The following is a 15,856-nucleotide window of genomic DNA, read 5'->3' as shown; positions in this document are numbered from 1 at the left end:
CTCAGACGGCGTGTTCGGCTCGTATCCCGGCCACAGCCCTTCAAGTCTGGAGTGGATCGCCTGCCGCTTCCGCCACATTCGGATCAGCCCATCTCGGTCAGCAGATTGGCATCCCGTGCGAGCTTCCAGCGCCCGTCCGGCTCCTTCTTGAACAGGGTCAGCGTGTAGCCGGTCCTGTGCCGCGATGAGCCTGTGGCGAGAGATGTTGCGGTCATGTCGAGATGACTGCGCACGAAAGCCCAGTCGCCGAGGACCTTCAGCTCGTGGATCGTGCTGTTCCCTTCGATCTTGAGGTCGCTCATGGTGTCGGACATAGCGGCGAACGTCGCCTTGCCGAACGGGGCCTGCCCCGGAACCATGAAAATGGCATCCTCCGTCATCAGCTCCAGCACCGATGCCACATCGCCAGCCTTGCTCGCGGTGAGCCATTTCTCGATGAGCGTGCGAATCTCCCTCTCGTCATCACTCATGCCGCCTCCTTCAAGGGTCGATGACCGGCGCAGAGCCATGATTGCTGGGTGCGGCAGGTTGCCGGCCTTCACGCCGCGCTGAAATCCGTACCCCGCCTTGCCCTGGCGAGCGCGGCGCCGAGTGCATCCGCGAACCCCTCCCGCTCCTGCGGAGAGAGCGCGGCAGCCACCGATACGCTGCGGCCACGCGAGACCAGCGAGAGCCCCATCAGCCCGTAATCCTCGTCTCGCTCCCTCTCGAGCTTGGTCCAGGCTGGATTGGAGCGCCAGACAGCCTCCTTGCCGTGATGCGAAACTTTGCGCAGCAGCACCTCGAGCGGCGTCACCACGATGCGCTCGAAGGCGCGCGCCGCGTTGAAATTGACCTTGAAGGCGATGAAGAGTGCGAGGATGTCGAGGCCGAAGAAGCCGGCGACGGGCCAGGCGCCCAGCACGACGAAGGGAATCGAGGAGACGATGCTGGCGAGGCAGACGAGCGTCATCACGATGCGAAAGCCGTTCCGGCCGAGCGAGCGATGCGGAGTAATGGTCGCGTCGAAGACCGGCCGCTCCGAGGCCTGCGTCCGCTCTCCGGCATATCCATCGCGATCGTGCTTGCCGATGCTCATCGCGTAATTATAACGCCCACATGAGCGAACGGAACAGGCCCGCGGGCCGCGCCCAGGGCCTGGCAAAGATCACGACACCGAGACCGCGCCGCGCGGCGGGCATCCGTGAGATCTTTCTGCGCTTCCAGGCCGCCAATCCCGAGCCCAAGGGCGAACTCGAGGCGACCAACGCCTTCACTTTGCTGGTCGCCGTCGTGCTGTCGGCGCAGGCGACCGATGCGGGCGTCAACAAGGCGACGCGCAAGCTCTTCGAGCTTGCCGACACGCCGCAGAAGATGGTGGCGCTCGGCGAGGACAAGGTGCGCGAGCTGGTCAGGACGATCGGCCTCTTCCGCACCAAGGCGAAGAATGTCATCCTGCTCAGCGAGAAGCTGATTGCGGAGTTCGGTGGCGAGGTCCCTGCCGACCGTGCCGCGCTCGAAAGCCTGCCTGGCGTCGGGCGCAAGACCGCCAATGTCGTGCTCAACATCGCCTTCGGCGAGATCACCCACGCCGTCGACACCCATGTCTTCCGCATCGCCAATCGCCTGCGCATCGCGCCGGGCAAGACCGTGCTTGCAGTCGAGATGGGATTGGAGAAGGCGGTGCCGCCGGAATTCGGCCGCCATGCCCATCATTGGCTGATCCTGCATGGTCGCTACATCTGCAAGGCACTGCGCCCCGAATGCGGCCGCTGCCTGCTCAACGATCTCTGCGACTCCCCCGACAAGCGGGTGGCTTGACGCCTTTCTCGCGATAGGCTGTCCTCTGAATGTGAGGCGCTCCGGACGCTGACCAGGCGATCCCCCAAGAGAGCGCACGGCCAGAGGAATCGCGGGAGATTGCCATGCTCAGACATATGATGCTTGCCGCCGGTGTTACCCTGGCGGCAGCGGGCGGATTCTCGCCTGCCTTTGCCCAGACGAAGGGCCCGGTCGTCGGGGTCAGCTGGTCGAATTTTCAGGAAGAACGCTGGAAGACCGACGAGGCCGCGATCAAGGCGGCGATCGAGAAGGTCGGCGGCACCTATCTCTCGGCCGATGCGCAATCCTCTCCCGCCAAGCAACTCACCGATGTCGAAAGCCTGATCGCCCGTGGTGCCAAGGCCCTGATCGTCCTGGCCCAGGATGCGCAGGCCATCCGGCCCGCCGTCGAGAAGGCGGTCAATGAAGGCATTGCAGTCGTCGGCTATGACCGGCTGATCGAGATTCCGCAGGCCTTCTACCTGACCTTCGACAATGTCGAGGTCGGTCGCATGATGGCGCGCGAGGTCCAGAAGGCGAAGCCGGAAGGAAACTTCGTCTTCATCAAGGGATCGAGCTCCGATCCGAATGCGGGCTTCCTCTATCAGGGCTCCGTCGAGATTCTGAAGCCGGCAATCGATTCCGGCAAGATCAAGAATGTCGGCGAGGCTTTTACCGACGGCTGGCTCCCTGCGAACGCCCAACGCAACATGGAGCAGTTCCTGACCCGCAATGCCAACAAGGTCGACGCGGTGATCGCGGCCAATGACGGCACGGCGGGCGGCGCCATTGCGGCAATGGCCGCGCAGGGGCTCGCCGGCTCGGTACCGGTTTCCGGCCAGGACGCCGATCGCGCGGCATTGAACCGCGTCGCGCTCGGGACGCAGACGGTGACGATCTGGAAGGATGCACGCGAGCTCGGGCGTAATGCGGCCGAGATCGCGATCAAGCTTGCCGGCGGCGCCAAGCTGACCGAGATCGCGGGTGCGGCAAGCTGGAACCAGGGCCCGAGCAAGCAGGCGATGACGGCGCTCTTCCTCAAGCCCGTACCGGTGACGAAGGACAATCTCGGTGTGGTGATCGAGGCGGGCTGGGCTCCAAAGGCCGCTGTCTGCCAGGGCGTCGCAGCCGGCAAGGTCAAGGCTTGTGACTGAGGTCGCTCCAGCCCCGGTTTCTGAGAAGGTGCCGGGGCCAGGCGCAAGGAGCGTGGCCGACCACATGCGCGAGATCGAGTTCGATCCGCGCATGATCGGCATGGTCGCCGCGCTTGGGGTGATCTGGCTCGGCTTCAACTGGCTTTCCGACGGAGCCTTCCTGACTCCGCGAAATCTTTGGAATCTGCTGGTCCAGACGGCATCGATCGCCGTCATGGCCTGCGGCATGGTGCTTGTCATCGTGACGCGCAATATCGACCTCTCGGTCGGTTCGATGCTCGGCTTCGTCGGCATGGTGGTCGGGCTGGTCCAGGCGCGACTGCTGCCGGAGCTGCTTGGCTTCGAGCATCCCGCCACATGGTTCATCAGCATCCTGGTTTCCGTTGCGCTCGGCGGCGTCCTCGGCCTGTTCCAGGGTGCGTTGATAGCCTATCTCGCCATCCCCTCCTTCATCGTCACGCTCGGTGGCCTTCTTGTCTGGCGTGGCGCAGCCTGGTGGGTGACGCAGGGCCAGACCATCGCGCCGATGGACACGCGTTTCCGCCCCCTTGGTGGCGGCATCGAAGGCGCGATCGGCACGGGTGCATCCTGGGCGATCGGTCTGGTGATCTGCGCCTTGATCCTTGCCGGGATCGTGCTTGCCCGCCGCCGGCGGCGGCGCTTCGGTTTCGGCCTGCGGCCGATCTGGGCTGAAGGCGCCATTGCCGCGCTTGGCTGCGGCGCCGTGCTCGGCACCGTGATGGTCGCCAATGCCTATCCTCTGCCGGCCGGCGTTGCGCGCCGCCTGGTCGAGGCCAGAGGCCTCGTCTGGCCGGAGGGCGGGCTGACCATCGGCCATGGCCTTGCGGTTCCCGTGCTGTTGGCGCTGGCGGTCGGCATCGTGATGAGCTTCTTGACCAAGCGGCTGCGGTTCGGCCGCTATGTCTTCGCGATCGGCGGTAATCCCGAGGCAGCGCAGCTTTCCGGCGTCAACACCCGCAAGGTGCTGACCCTGGTCTTCGGGTTGATGGGGGTGCTTGTCGGCATATCCGCCTGCATCTCCACGGCCCGCCTCAATGCCGCGACGAATTCGGCCGGAGCCCTCGACGAGCTCTATGTCATTGCGGCGGCGGTGATCGGCGGCACATCGCTTGCCGGTGGCGTCGGCACCATCGCGGGTGCGATGCTGGGCGCGCTGGTGATGCAGTCGTTGCAATCGGGCATGGTGCTGATCGGCGTCGATACGCCGCTGCAGAACATCGTCGTCGGCGTGGTGCTGGTCGTGGCCGTCTGGCTCGACGGGCTCTACCGTCGCAAGCTGAGCTGAGGGAGGAGGGACGTCATGAGCCTCGCCACGGCCCGGGACATCGAGACCCCACCGCTCGTCGAGATGCGCGACATCTCGATCGCCTTCGGTGGCATCAAGGCGGTCGACACTGTCAGTGTCGACCTCAAGGCCGGCGAGGTTGTCGGCCTGCTCGGTCACAACGGTGCCGGCAAATCGACGTTGATCAAGATCCTGTCGGGAGCCTACCAGGCCGATGCCGGCGAGATCCGCATCAGCGGTGAGCCGGCTGCGATTGCCAATCCGCGTGACGCCAAGCGCTACGGCATCGAGACGATCTACCAGACCCTGGCTTTGGCCGACAATGTCGACGCCGCAGCCAATATCTTCCTCGGACGGGAGCTGCTGACGCCCTGGCACACGCTGGATGATTCCGCGATGGAATCCGAAACGCGCAAGGTGATGGGACGGCTCAATCCGCATTTCCGGCGCTTCAAGGAGCCGGTCAAAGCGCTCTCGGGCGGCCAGCGTCAGTCGGTTGCGATCGCGCGCGCGATTTACTTCAACGCCCGGGTTCTGATCATGGACGAGCCGACGGCAGCGCTCGGGCCTGCGGAGACGAAACAGGTTGCCGATCTCATCCTTGAACTGAAGCGTCAGGGAATCGGCATCTTCCTGATCAGTCATGACCTGCATGACGTCTTCGATCTCGCCGACCGGCTCAGCGTGATGAAGAACGGCCGGGTTGTCGGTACTGCCCGCACCAGCGATGTGACGCAGGACGAGGTGCTGGCGATGATCATCTCAGGGAAATGTCCCGCGGGCRCCACTCCGGGGCCGGGCGCGCTGCGCGGCCAGGCGTAGCGAAGGCCACGAGAACCCGCCGCCTCGCAGCGGCGGGTCAGGAGATCGCGCGGTGTCGCGACCCGTTCAGGCCGTCGCGTGCGGCTCGTGCCGGTAGTCCCAGACAGCCCAGGCCGAGACGGCAGCCGTCAGCACGCCGAGGATCGTGTGGGTCCAGAACGCGTTGAAGTTGCCGGTAAAGCCGAGCACCCAGGGAGCTGCCATCAGCCAGACGCCGAGCACCAGGTTCACCCATTCCTCCCATTCCTTGAACATCGAGAGCGCCGCGACCGCCACAAGGGCGAGCACGATGCCGATGATCCAGGCGTTGCGGGCGGCCATCATGTCGCCCGTAAAACGCATGATCCAGGGAGAGATGAACAGGCACGCGGCGAGGAGAAGATTGCACAAGTCCTGCGGCCGTTTGCCTTCCGTATTCGCGGTCAACATGATCACCTCCATCAGTGACGATCATCCAAACCACCATGCCTAGCGCCCGAAGGCGCTTGCTAAGGAAAATGTGGTGTTGCCAGAACAGCTGTTCAAGCTCGCCGGATCGAAACGAGAATGGCCGGCGCGAGGCCGGCCATGATGTTGCGAGTGCTGCGCGCCGGGACAGGCTTACTTGGCTACGACTTAGTCGTTGCAAGCTGGGCCGTCTCGCTCACTTGGCGGCGAGCAGGTCCTTGACCGAGAGCAGCACGAGTTCGTTGTCATCGGCCTTCTTCGGGTCGCGCGACGAGGAGAAGGGCAGGTTGTTGTCGTTGCCGACGACGATGATGCCATTGGCGCGGTCGACGACATCGACGTTCTCGATGGTGAAGAAGGGGAAAGGCAGCACGCCGTCGATGGCACCCTGCTTCGCCTTCTTGTCCGGGTCGGCGATCTTCATCAGGTCGATGAAGCCGATCTTGCGCACCGACTTGCCGACATTGGCGTCGGTCATCTCGATCTTCACGATCCGCTTGAACTTGGCGAGGTCATGGAAGCAGTCCGGGCCCTTCTGGCCGGCCGCGCAGCCCTTGTCGGCAGTGCCTTCGCCATTATCACGCTCGATGATCAAGGCGGTGGTGGCGTCGATCATGTTGAAATCGCCGATGGCGAGCCCCTTCTGCTCGAGCGGGAAGAACCAGGAGCGGCCGGTCCACTTCTCGTTCTGCACGTCGAATTCGAGGATGCGCAGCACTTCCTTGCCGTCGACTTCCTCATTGCCCTTGGTCTCGGCGTTCCAGAGCGGGCCTTCGAGCAGCGGGTAAAGAAAGCGCCCGTCCGGCGAGGCCGCCATGCCCTCATAGCCCTTGGAGCGGCGCACATTGAACTCGACGGGCAGGTTCGGGGCGCCGGGCGTCGTCACGGCGTAATGGTCGGGCGAGCGCGCCGGCTTGCCGTCGACCGTGGTCTCGAACACCGCCTCGACCTTGCCGTCGGCGTCGACGCGGATCAGGTAGGGTCCGAATTCCTCACCGATCCAGAACTTGCCGCCGATTGGCTGGATGGATTCGGGATCGAAATCGGCGCCGGTCAGATAGCGCTTCTCGGTGCCCTCGTGGACGATGCGGAACGGCACCTTCTTGCCGGGATCATGCAGGAAGGTGGTCGCGAGACGTTCGATCTTGCCGCCGTTGAAATCGGCCTTGAGGCGATGGAAGAACAACATCGCGTCGGGCGAGTTCACCTTGGAGCCGAAGCCGTTATCGGTCAGCACCAGGAACTCGCCATTGCCGAGCGAGCGGATGCCGGAGAAGCCCTGCACCGGCTGACCGGCAAATGGCGTGGACAGCCCGGTCGGGCGGCCGCCCGACGTACCCATCACGGTGCCGACGGCCTCGACGCGTTTGCCGGGCTGGACGAACTTGCCGGAGACCTTGAGGTCAGCCGGCGCATCGGCCGGGGCCGGGATGATGGTGTTGGCCGGCAGGAGCGCATGGCCGACGAGCTTGGCGGGGAATTCCTTCGGCGCGTCCTGCGCACCGGCGAGCATGGTCGAGGACAGCAGCAGGGCTGCGGCGAGGGCAAGGCGCATGGGTCACTCCGGCGCGGGGAAGAAGACCGCGCCGGCTTGGCCGTGCAGCATCTCAGCACAACGACGGTGCCGTGACGCTTGCGTGACGGAGCGGCAGGCCGCTCAGTAACCTCGGGCGGGATCGACGACATGCTCCAGCGCTTCGCCGGCCTGCAGCCGCCGGATTTGCGCCGCGATCAGGGTCGCGATCGCCTCCGGGTCTGACATCGCGGCATTATGCGGTGTCACGGTCACGGCCGGATGGCTCCAGAGCGGGGAATCGGCCGGCAATGGCTCGGTCTGGAACACGTCCAGTGTCGCCCCCCTCAGTGTGCCGGTTTCGAGCGCGGACAGGATATCGGTCTCGACCTGCAGGCCGCCGCGACCGGCATTGATCAGGAATGGCCCGCCGAGCCGCCCGCCCTGCGCGAGACCGCCGAGCAGCTTTGCATTGATGACCCCGCGCGTATCCGGTGTCAGCGGCAGCAGACTGACCAGGATGTCGGTGCGAGCGAGGAACGCTGCCATGCCGTCTTCCCCGGCGAAGGTGACAAGCCCGTCGACGCTCTTCGGCGAACGGCTCCAGCCGGCGACGTCGAAGCCGAGGACCTGCAGTTTTCGCACCGCGTCGAGCCCAAGCTCGCCGAGCCCCATGACGCCGACACGCACCGAGCGGGCCGCCGGCTGGTTGCGATCGTCTTCCCAGGATTTGGCGAGTTGCTGACGGTCGTAGCGGCGCTGCTGGCGCAGATGCATCAGGCAGTGCAGTACGATGTATTCGCTCATGCGCGTCGTCAGATCAGGATCGACCACGCGGGCGATCGGCACCGGCGGCAGGCGGCTATCGGCGAAGATGTGGTCAACGCCGGCGCCGAGCGAGAAGATCGCTGCGAGATTGGGCAGGCCCGCGAGGCTTCCCTCGGGATGCTTCCAGCTCGCGACGTAATGCACGGCGCGGCGGTCGAAGGGCTCGCCGAGCGTGACGACCGGGAGTTCCGGCAGCAGGGCGGCAAAACGCCCCCGCCAATCCTCGATATGCCAGCCGGTCATTGCCAGAAGCAGACTCATGATCCTGAAGTCTCCGTGATGCGTTGCGCGATCAGCGGACCGTGTCCGGCCGCGTCCTCGCCGAGTGTATAGGCTCGCCGCAGCCGGGCCTCGGCCGCGGTGAAGCTGGCCTCGTCGCGGGCATGGATGATTGCGAGCGGCCGTTCCGGCCCGACATCCTGGYCAAGCCCTGCCAGTTCGACGAGGCCGACAGCATGGTCGATCGCGTCCTGCGGCCGCGTCCTCCCACCGCCGAGCGCCACCACGGCAAGCCCGACGCCGCGCGTGTCGACGGTGCGCACGGCTCCGCTCGAGGCCGGATAGGCCGCCCGGATGACCGCGGCGGGCGCGAGATGCTTTGTCGGCTTCTCCAGCAGGTCGGCCGGGCCACCAAGCGCGACGACCATTTCGGCGAAACGCTCCGCGGCGGCGCCGCTGCTGAAAGCTGCCTCGATCTTCGCCCGGGCTTCGTCGAGGTTATGCGCAAGCTTGCCGAGCAGCAGCATCTCGGCGGCCAGTGCCACGGTCACTTCGTGGAAGCGCGGTTCGCGCCGGCGTCCCGTCAGGTGGTCGAGAGCATAGGCGACTTCGAGCGTGTTGCCGGCCGCCGACGCGAGCGGCTCGGCCATGTCGGTCATCAGCGCGGTTGTCGGCAGGCCGGCGCCATTGGCGACGCCGACGAGCGCCTCTGCGAGGTCATGCGCCTTGTTGAAGTCGGGCAGGAAGGCGCCGGAGCCGAATTTCACGTCCATGGCCAGGCCGTGCAGGCCTGCGGCGAGCTTCTTCGACAGGATCGAGGACACCAGCAGCGGGATCGTCTCGACCGTCGCGGTCACGTCGCGGATGGCATAGAGGCGCTTGTCGGCGGGGGCGAGATCGGCGGTCTGGCCGATGATGGCGCAGCCGGTTTCGCGCACCACCTTGCGGAACAGCGCGATATCCGGTTGCGTCACATATCCCGGCACGGCATCGAGCTTGTCGAGCGTGCCGCCGGTATGGCCGAGGCCACGTCCCGAAATCATCGGCACATAGCCACCGCAGGCCGCGACGACCGCGGCCAGAGGCAGGCTGACCGTGTCGCCGACGCCGCCGGTCGAGTGTTTGTCGAGTGCGGGGCCGGGCAGGTCGTCCCAGTTCAGGACCGTGCCGGAATCGCGCATGGCGAGCGTCAGGGCAACGCGTTCCTCGGCGTTCATGTTGCGGAAGAATACGGCCATGGCAAATGCGGCGGCCTGGCCCTCGCTGACGGAACCGTCGGTCAGCCCGGCGACGATCTGGCGGATATCCTCGCCGGGAAGCGTGCCGCCATCGCGCTTGGCGGCAATGATCTCCTGAGGCAGTCGCATCAATAGGCCCCGTCGATCCGTTCGCCGGCGGTCTTGCCCTCGATGATGTCGACGAGGACCTGGTGCAGGCCGCTGGCGCCGATGCGGAAGGTGGAGGGCTTCGCCCAATCCGGTCCCATCGCCTTGTCGGCCAGCGCAAGATAGGCGTTTGCGTCGGGAAGCGTCTTGATGCCGCCTGAGGGCTTGATGCCGACCGGTCGTCCGGCTGCCTTGATGACGGCCAGCATGGTCTCGACCGCCGGCAGGCTGGCGGAATGGGCGGTCTTGCCGGTCGAGGTCTTGATGAAGTCGGCCCCGGCCGAAATCGCGAGCATTGAGGCTCGCTTCACCGCGTCGAGATCAGGGTATTCGCCGGTTTCAAGGATGACCTTCAGCAGCCTGTCGCCACACTGGTCCTTGGCGCTCGCAACCATCTCGCGGGCAATGTCGCTGTCGCCATCGAGGAAGGCGCGCCAGGGCAGGACGAGGTCGATCTCATCGGCGCCGTCCCCCAGTGCTTCCGCGACATCTCCGGCAACCAGCGTGCAGTTGCTGCCCCCGGCCGGGAAATTGACCACGGTCGCGATCTTCACGGTCGAATGGCGCAGCGCCTTGCGCGCAATCTCGACGAAGCGCGGCCAGATGCAGACGGCGGCAACGGGGCCAGGCGCAGCGACGGCGCGCGCGCAAAGTCGCAGGGTGCCGGCCTCGCTCGCCTGGTCCGAGAGATCGGTCAGGTCGAGGAGACTCAGTGCACGGGCCGCGGCTTCAAGATCGGCCATCTCTAGAGCTCCGCCAGGAAAGAGCGGAACAGGCGGCGCAGGCCCGTCGACGCGGCCGCCGCAACGTCACGGGTCTCCCCGTGGCTCGGCGCGCCGCCAAGAATACCCGCGCCCATATTGGTGATCACCGAGATACCGGCGACGCGAACGCCATGCCGGCGCGCGATGATGACCTCCGGCACGGTCGACATGCCGACGAGATCGGCGCCGAGCATCTTCGCCATCCTGATCTCGGCTGGCGTCTCGAAGCTCGGCCCCGAGAACCACATATAGACGCCTTCGCCCATATTGACCCCTGAAGCGGCCGCCGCCTTCTTCAGGCGTGCCCGCAGATGCGGATCATAGGCATCGACCATCGGCACGAAACGCCCATCGCCGGTATCGCCGATCAGCGGGTTCGGCGCGTTGAGATTGATGTGGTCGGTAATCAGGGCGAGGCCGCCGGGCCGCAGGTCCGGCTTCAGCGAGCCCGATGCATTGGTCAGGACCAGTGGCGGCGAGCCGAAGGCTGTCAGCATGCCGATCGGCACGCGCATCACCGCAGGATCTCCGGTTTCGTAGAAATGCGCCCGCCCCTGGAAGATCAGGACGCGCTTGCCGTGCAGCGTGCCATAGCAGACGGCGCGGGCATGGCCCGAGACATGGCCCTGCGGGAATCCCGGGATCTCCGCGAACGGAATGACGACCGGGTCGACCACATCGTCGACGATGCGGCCGAGCCCGGTGCCGAGTACGAAGGCGCAGTCGATCCCACCGTCGACGCCGCGGTCGATCAGCGTTCCCGCTGCCTTGTCGAAACTCGGGTCAGCCGCCATTCCAATGCCTCGGTATCGGGGTCGGCCTGCGCACGGATGCGCGCGGGCCTGCGCAAATCAGGTGCGCAAATTGGCCGGTCCGAACGAGGCTGGCAACAGCTCCGCGAGCGAAAACCGGGCACGCACGCCATCGGGGCCCGCAATCGCGATGGGTGTTTCCGGGGCAGCGAACTCGCGAATGCGCTGACGGCAGGCACCGCACGGGGTGACCAGCTCCTCGCCGTCGCCAAGGACCAGAACGGCATGGATCGCCCGTCCGCCCGCCGCGATCATCGCGGAGATGGCGCCGGCCTCGGCGCAGAGCCCGACGGGATAGGAGGCGTTCTCGACATTGCAGCCGGAATGGATCGCGCCGTTGTCATCGAGGATGGCGGCGCCGACCCGGAATGCGGAATAGGGCGCATAGGCCCGGATCTGCGCGCGCCTGGCCGTGGCGAAGAGGGCGTCGAAATTGGGCGCAGACTCGCTCATCAACGCTCCTTCACATAGGGCAGGCCGGAGGCCTTCGGTGGCACGGCCTTGCCGATGAAACCAGCAAGCAGGATGACGGTGAGAAGATAGGGCAGGGCCTGGATCGCCTGGACGGGAACCTGTCCGATACCAGGAAGCAGCACGCCCTGCAGCCGGATCGCGATGGCATCGAGCAGCCCGAAGAGCAGGCAGGCCCCCAGCGCCGGCCAGGGACGCCAATTCGCAAAGATCACGGCGGCGAGCGCGATGAAGCCCTTTCCCGCCGTCATTTGCGGCAGGAAACCGGCCGATTGCGAAACGGCGAGATAGGTGCCGCCCAGCCCACAAAGCACGCCGCAGATCACCACCGCGCCATAGCGCAGCCCGGCGACCGAGATGCCCGCGGTATCGACGGCTGCCGGGTTCTCGCCGACGGCGCGCAGCCGCAGGCCGAAGCGTGTGCGCTTCAGCACGAAGGCGGTGATCGGAACCGCGAGGATGGCGAGATAGACCGGTGCCCCATGGCCGGAGATGACCTCGTCGTAGAGAAGGCCGAGGACGGGGACGTGTTCGCGCATGGCCCTGGCGAAGGGAAGGGTGAGATCGCCGAAGCGCGCTGCCCCTTCGAGCGGCGGGGTCCGTCCTCCCTGTCCATACCAGGCATTGCCGAGCACCACGGTGACGCCCGCCGCCAGCATGTTGATGGCGACGCCGGAGACGATCTGGTTGCCGCGCCAGGTGATCGCTGCGAAGCCGTGGACGAGCGAGAGCAGGACCGAGGCCAGGATGCCGGCGCCGAGCCCCGCCCAGGCGGAGCCGGTCACGAAGGCTGCGACGGCCGAAGCGAAGGCCGCGACCAGCATCTTCCCTTCCAGCCCGATATCGACGACGCCGGAGCGTTCGGACCATAGCCCGGCGAGTGCCGCGCAGAGCAGCGGAATCGACAGTCGGATCGTGGAATCGAGGATGACGGCGATGGTCGTGAGCCAGTCCATGGCTAGGCCACCCGGCCGAGTCGGAGGGCGTTGGCGACGAGCTTGCGAAAGAGCCCGTCGAGCGCCCCGGCAAAGAGAATGACCACGCCGCCGATCACGACGACCATGTCCCGCGTAATGGTCGGCTTGTCGAAGGAGAGTTCCGCTCCGCCCTGATAGAGCACGCCGAACAGGAAGGCTGAGAGCGCGACGCCGATCGGGTGGCCGCGCCCCATCAACCCGACGGCGATGCCGACGAAACCGTAGCCGGCCGTGAAATCGATCAGGAGGCGGTGCTGCACACCCATCGCCTCGTTGACCGCGAGCCCGCCAGCCAGGGCGCCGGAGAGCGCCATCGCGACCATGGTCATCCGGGCGGGCGAAATGCCGGCATAGGCGGCAGCGCGTGGATTGGCGCCCACGGTGCGGATCGCGTAACCGAGGCGCGAGCGATAGATCAGTGCCCAGATTGCGACGAGCGCGGCGAGCGCGAGCAGGAAAGCGGTGTTGAGCGGGGTCGCCGGCAGCTTGATCCCGAGCGGCGCGAGCAACTGGTGCATCGGCGTCAACACGGCGTGCCCGGCGAATTCCGGGGTTTCGGCCTGCATCGAACCAGGTTTCCCCATCACGTTGACGAGCAGATAGACGCTCAGCGTCGCCGCCAGGAAATTGAACATGATCGTGGTGATGACGACGTGGCTGCCGCGCGTCGCCTGCAGCCAGCCGGGGATGAAACCATAGAGCGCGCCTCCTGCCGCTCCCGCCAGGATGGCGAGCGGCACGAGCAGGATGCCGGGCAGCGGCGCGAGCCAGAGGCAAGCCAGCGCGAGGAAGATGCCGGCGACGGTCGCCTGGCCCTCGCCGCCGATGTTGAACAGCCCGGCATGGAAGGCGACGGCGACGGCGAGGCCCGTGAAGATGAAATTCGTGGTGTAGTAGAGCGTGAAACCCAAGCCCTCGATGCTGCCGAGGGCACCCTTGAGAAGCAGGGCCGTGGCTTCCAAGGGGCTCTCGCCGATGCCGAGCACCACCAGTCCGGCGACAAGGAGCGCCGCAGTGACGCTGACCAGCGGAACCAGCCCGGCATCGGCCCAGCGGGGCAGGTCGATCGGCGTGGCGCTCATGCGGCTTCCTGGTTCACACCGGCCATCAGCAGGCCGAGATCGCGCTCATTGGTGGCCTCGGCCGCTCGCTCGCCGRTGACCCGGCCGCCGCACATGGCCAGGATCCTGTCGGACAACGCCATCACCTCCTCGAGCTCGACCGAAACAAGCAGGATCGCCACTCCGGCATCGCGCAGCGCAATCAGGCGGCGATGGATGAACTCGATCGCACCGATATCGACGCCGCGTGTCGGCTGGCCGACGAGCAGGACCTTTGGTGCGCGCTCGATCTCGCGGGCCAGCACGATCTTCTGCTGATTGCCGCCCGAGAATTTCGCGGCCTTCAGGGACGGGTCTGCCGGGCGCACATCATAGGCCGTCATGCCGGCAAACGCGTGCGCTGCAATCCTGGTCGGCGAGAGGAAGGGGCCTGGTCCGAAGGCCGGGTCGTCCTGGTAGCCGAGGATGCTGTTCTCGGCCGCGGGAAAGGCGGTGACCAGTCCCATCCTGTGGCGGTCCTCGGGAATATGCATCACCCCGAGTTCGCGCAGATTGGCGGGCGTGCGGTCGCCGGCGTTGAGGATCTCGCCGTCGAGCCGGATGACGCCGCGCGAGGGCTGGAGCAGGCCGGCAAGCACCTCGAGCAATTCGCTCTGGCCATTGCCGGCGACGCCGGCGATGCCGACGATCTCGCCGGCATGCAGCGTCAGGCTGACATCGCTGAGCTTCTCGCAACCACGCTCGTCATAGAAACCGAGGCCGGCAGCCTCCAGAACGGGGGCCCCGCGCGGATGCTCCGTCTTCTCCACCCGCAGCAGCACGCGCCGTCCGACCATCGCTTCGGCAAGCTCGGGAGGCGAGGTCCGGGCGGTTTCGACATGCGCGATCATCTCACCCCGACGCATCACCGAGACGGTGTCGGTCACATCCATGACCTCGCGCAGTTTGTGGGTGATCAGGATCACCGTCTTGCCCTGCGCCTTCAGTGATCGCAGCAGCGCAAAGAGCTGGTCGGCTTCCGATGGGGTCAGCACGGCGGTGGGTTCGTCGAGGATCAGGATCTCGGCGCCGCGATAGAGCGCCTTCAGGATTTCGACGCGCTGCTGAAAGCCGACGGAGAGATCGCCGACGATGGCGTCCGGGTCGATGGCGAGGCCATAATCCCGGGAGAGGCGCGCAAGCTCGGCCCGTGCCCTGGCGATGCCGCCCTTGAGCAGCTTGCCGCCCTCCGCGCCGAGCACGACGTTCTCGACGACGCTGAGTGGTTCGACCAGCATGAAATGCTGATGGACCATGCCGATGCCGGCCGTGATCGCGTCCGCCGGTCTGCGAATACGCAAGGGCTGGCCTGCGACCCTGATCTCGCCGGAATCGGCCTCATAGAAACCGTAGAGGATCGACATCAGCGTCGATTTGCCGGCTCCGTTTTCGCCGACGATGCCGTGGATTGAGCCGGCGGCGATGGAAAGCGAGACGTCCTTGTTGGCCAGGACCGGGCCGAAGCGCTTGCTGATCGCGATCAGTTCGATGGCGGGAACGCTCATGGCACGATCACCATGCCGTCATGGGCCCGCTCTTCCGGCAACGGGCCGTCATGGGCGAGCATGCCCGGCCCCATATGGGTCAGCACGATGCGCGGGGTCGCGAGATCGCCGCGCCGTGCCGCGAGTGTCTTGTAGTCGAGATGGTTGGCCAGCGGCCGGTCGTAATTGTAGCACTCGACAAGCAGCACATCGGCTCCGGCGGCCAAGGAGATCAGCTCATCGCTCCAGGCCGTATCGCCGGAAAAGGCAAAGACCTTGCCGTCGCGTGCCAGTCGATAGCCCTGGCAAGGGCCGGCGCGCTCGTCATGCACCATCGGGAAGGCGGTGATCGCGAGCCCGGCCAACATTGCCGGTGCTTCCGGCGTCACCTCGACGAAACGGATCGGGAAGCGCCAGGGATTGGCCGAGGCGCCGGGGAAATCGGCCTCCAGCGCATGCCACGCTCGGTGTTCGATGCCGGCCGGCCCTGCGATGGTCAGGGGCTCGTTCCGGCGCGAGACGAATTGCGCATCGAGCAGAAAGGCCGGCAGCGCGCCGAAATGGTCGCCGTGGAAATGCGTGAACAGCAGGCTCGAGATCGGATTGCGGGCGACGTCCGCCTTGTTCAGCGCGACCATGCTCGACGAGCCGCAGTCGAGCAACATGCGCTCGCCGACGGCCTCGACGAGCAGGCAGGTGTTGAAACGCCCGCCCGATCCGAAGGCGTCGCCGGAGCCAAGAATGGTGATCTTCATCCGGATGCGGCCCCAAAGC

General features: G+C 66.2%; 17 protein-coding genes. 4 read left to right on the top strand and 13 right to left on the bottom strand.

Features of this window, described 5'->3' with window-relative positions; all coding sequences use genetic code 11:
• Nucleotides 1-83 precede the first annotated feature (83 nt).
• Both AC1DRP_RS05015 and AC1DRP_RS05010 read right to left on the bottom strand, forming a co-directional pair.
• Entirely contained in the window at nt 84-470 is a 387-nt protein-coding gene (locus tag AC1DRP_RS05015) for a YybH family protein (protein ID WP_476767937.1), read from the bottom strand.
• Nucleotides 471-538: 68 nt separating this feature from the next.
• Nucleotides 539-1,078 carry a DUF2244 domain-containing protein gene (locus AC1DRP_RS05010; RefSeq protein ID WP_476767936.1) on the bottom strand — a complete coding sequence of 180 codons (540 nt, stop codon included), beginning with the start codon at nt 1,076-1,078 and terminating at the stop codon, nt 539-541.
• 20 nt (nt 1,079-1,098) lie between these two features.
• On the opposite strand from AC1DRP_RS05010, the gene nth reads away from it, so the two are divergent.
• The 4 genes from nth (at nt 1,099) to AC1DRP_RS04990 (ending at nt 5,082) form a co-directional block, all read left to right on the top strand.
• Nucleotides 1,099-1,800, top strand: coding sequence for an endonuclease III (gene nth, locus AC1DRP_RS05005; protein WP_476767935.1), 702 nt, complete (start codon nt 1,099-1,101; stop codon nt 1,798-1,800).
• A gap of 104 nt (nt 1,801-1,904) precedes the next feature.
• Nucleotides 1,905-2,954 (top strand): D-xylose ABC transporter substrate-binding protein, encoded by a 1,050-nt coding sequence (xylF, locus tag AC1DRP_RS05000; RefSeq protein ID WP_441490455.1) that lies wholly within the window; start codon nt 1,905-1,907, stop codon nt 2,952-2,954.
• A 64-nt stretch (nt 2,955-3,018) separates the two neighbouring features.
• Entirely contained in the window at nt 3,019-4,260 is a 1,242-nt protein-coding gene (locus tag AC1DRP_RS04995; protein ID WP_441506423.1) for a sugar ABC transporter permease, read from the top strand.
• A 15-nt stretch (nt 4,261-4,275) separates the two neighbouring features.
• Entirely contained in the window at nt 4,276-5,082 is an 807-nt protein-coding gene (locus tag AC1DRP_RS04990; protein ID WP_476767934.1) for an ATP-binding cassette domain-containing protein, read from the top strand.
• A 66-nt stretch (nt 5,083-5,148) separates the two neighbouring features.
• On the opposite strand, the gene AC1DRP_RS04985 is transcribed toward AC1DRP_RS04990, so the two are convergent.
• The 11 genes from AC1DRP_RS04985 to AC1DRP_RS04935 all read right to left on the bottom strand — a co-directional run bounded on the left by AC1DRP_RS04985 (nt 5,149) and on the right by AC1DRP_RS04935 (nt 15,837).
• Nucleotides 5,149-5,511 carry an SPW repeat protein gene (locus tag AC1DRP_RS04985; RefSeq protein WP_441506323.1) on the bottom strand — a complete coding sequence of 121 codons (363 nt, stop codon included), beginning with the start codon at nt 5,509-5,511 and terminating at the stop codon, nt 5,149-5,151.
• Between the two features lie 214 nt (nt 5,512-5,725).
• A complete protein-coding gene (locus tag AC1DRP_RS04980) occupies nt 5,726-7,084 on the bottom strand; it encodes an esterase-like activity of phytase family protein (protein ID WP_476767933.1) in 1,359 nt (452 codons plus the stop codon).
• Between the two features lie 102 nt (nt 7,085-7,186).
• Nucleotides 7,187-8,131, bottom strand: a complete 945-nt coding sequence (locus AC1DRP_RS04975) for a 2-hydroxyacid dehydrogenase (RefSeq protein ID WP_476767932.1) — start codon at nt 8,129-8,131, stop codon at nt 7,187-7,189.
• Nucleotides 8,128-9,456, bottom strand: a complete 1,329-nt coding sequence (deoA, locus tag AC1DRP_RS04970; RefSeq protein ID WP_476767931.1) for a thymidine phosphorylase — start codon at nt 9,454-9,456, stop codon at nt 8,128-8,130. Before deoA ends, AC1DRP_RS04975 begins: the two co-directional genes overlap by 4 nt.
• Entirely contained in the window at nt 9,456-10,217 is a 762-nt protein-coding gene (gene deoC, locus AC1DRP_RS04965) for a deoxyribose-phosphate aldolase (RefSeq protein WP_476767930.1), read from the bottom strand. The genes deoA and deoC overlap by 1 nt, the downstream gene beginning before the upstream one ends.
• A 2-nt stretch (nt 10,218-10,219) precedes the next feature.
• Nucleotides 10,220-11,032 (bottom strand): purine-nucleoside phosphorylase, encoded by an 813-nt coding sequence (locus tag AC1DRP_RS04960; protein WP_476767929.1) that lies wholly within the window; start codon nt 11,030-11,032, stop codon nt 10,220-10,222.
• Between the two features lie 57 nt (nt 11,033-11,089).
• Nucleotides 11,090-11,503, bottom strand: coding sequence for a cytidine deaminase (locus AC1DRP_RS04955; RefSeq protein ID WP_441490447.1), 414 nt, complete (start codon nt 11,501-11,503; stop codon nt 11,090-11,092).
• Complete coding sequence (locus AC1DRP_RS04950; protein WP_441480867.1) at nt 11,503-12,477, bottom strand: ABC transporter permease; 975 nt, start codon at nt 12,475-12,477, stop codon at nt 11,503-11,505. Before AC1DRP_RS04950 ends, AC1DRP_RS04955 begins: the two co-directional genes overlap by 1 nt.
• 2 nt (nt 12,478-12,479) lie before the next feature.
• Entirely contained in the window at nt 12,480-13,580 is a 1,101-nt protein-coding gene (locus tag AC1DRP_RS04945; protein WP_441490446.1) for an ABC transporter permease, read from the bottom strand.
• Nucleotides 13,577-15,103, bottom strand: a complete 1,527-nt coding sequence (locus AC1DRP_RS04940) for an ABC transporter ATP-binding protein (protein ID WP_476767928.1) — start codon at nt 15,101-15,103, stop codon at nt 13,577-13,579. The genes AC1DRP_RS04945 and AC1DRP_RS04940 overlap by 4 nt, the downstream gene beginning before the upstream one ends.
• A complete protein-coding gene (locus AC1DRP_RS04935; RefSeq protein WP_441490444.1) occupies nt 15,100-15,837 on the bottom strand; it encodes an MBL fold metallo-hydrolase in 738 nt (245 codons plus the stop codon). The genes AC1DRP_RS04940 and AC1DRP_RS04935 overlap by 4 nt, the downstream gene beginning before the upstream one ends.
• Nucleotides 15,838-15,856 lie beyond the last annotated feature (19 nt).

This window comes from Allobosea sp. 01N443, from assembly GCF_056399325.1.
Note: the sequence above shows the minus strand (reverse complement) of the source record. Positions and strands in the feature narration are given on the sequence as shown.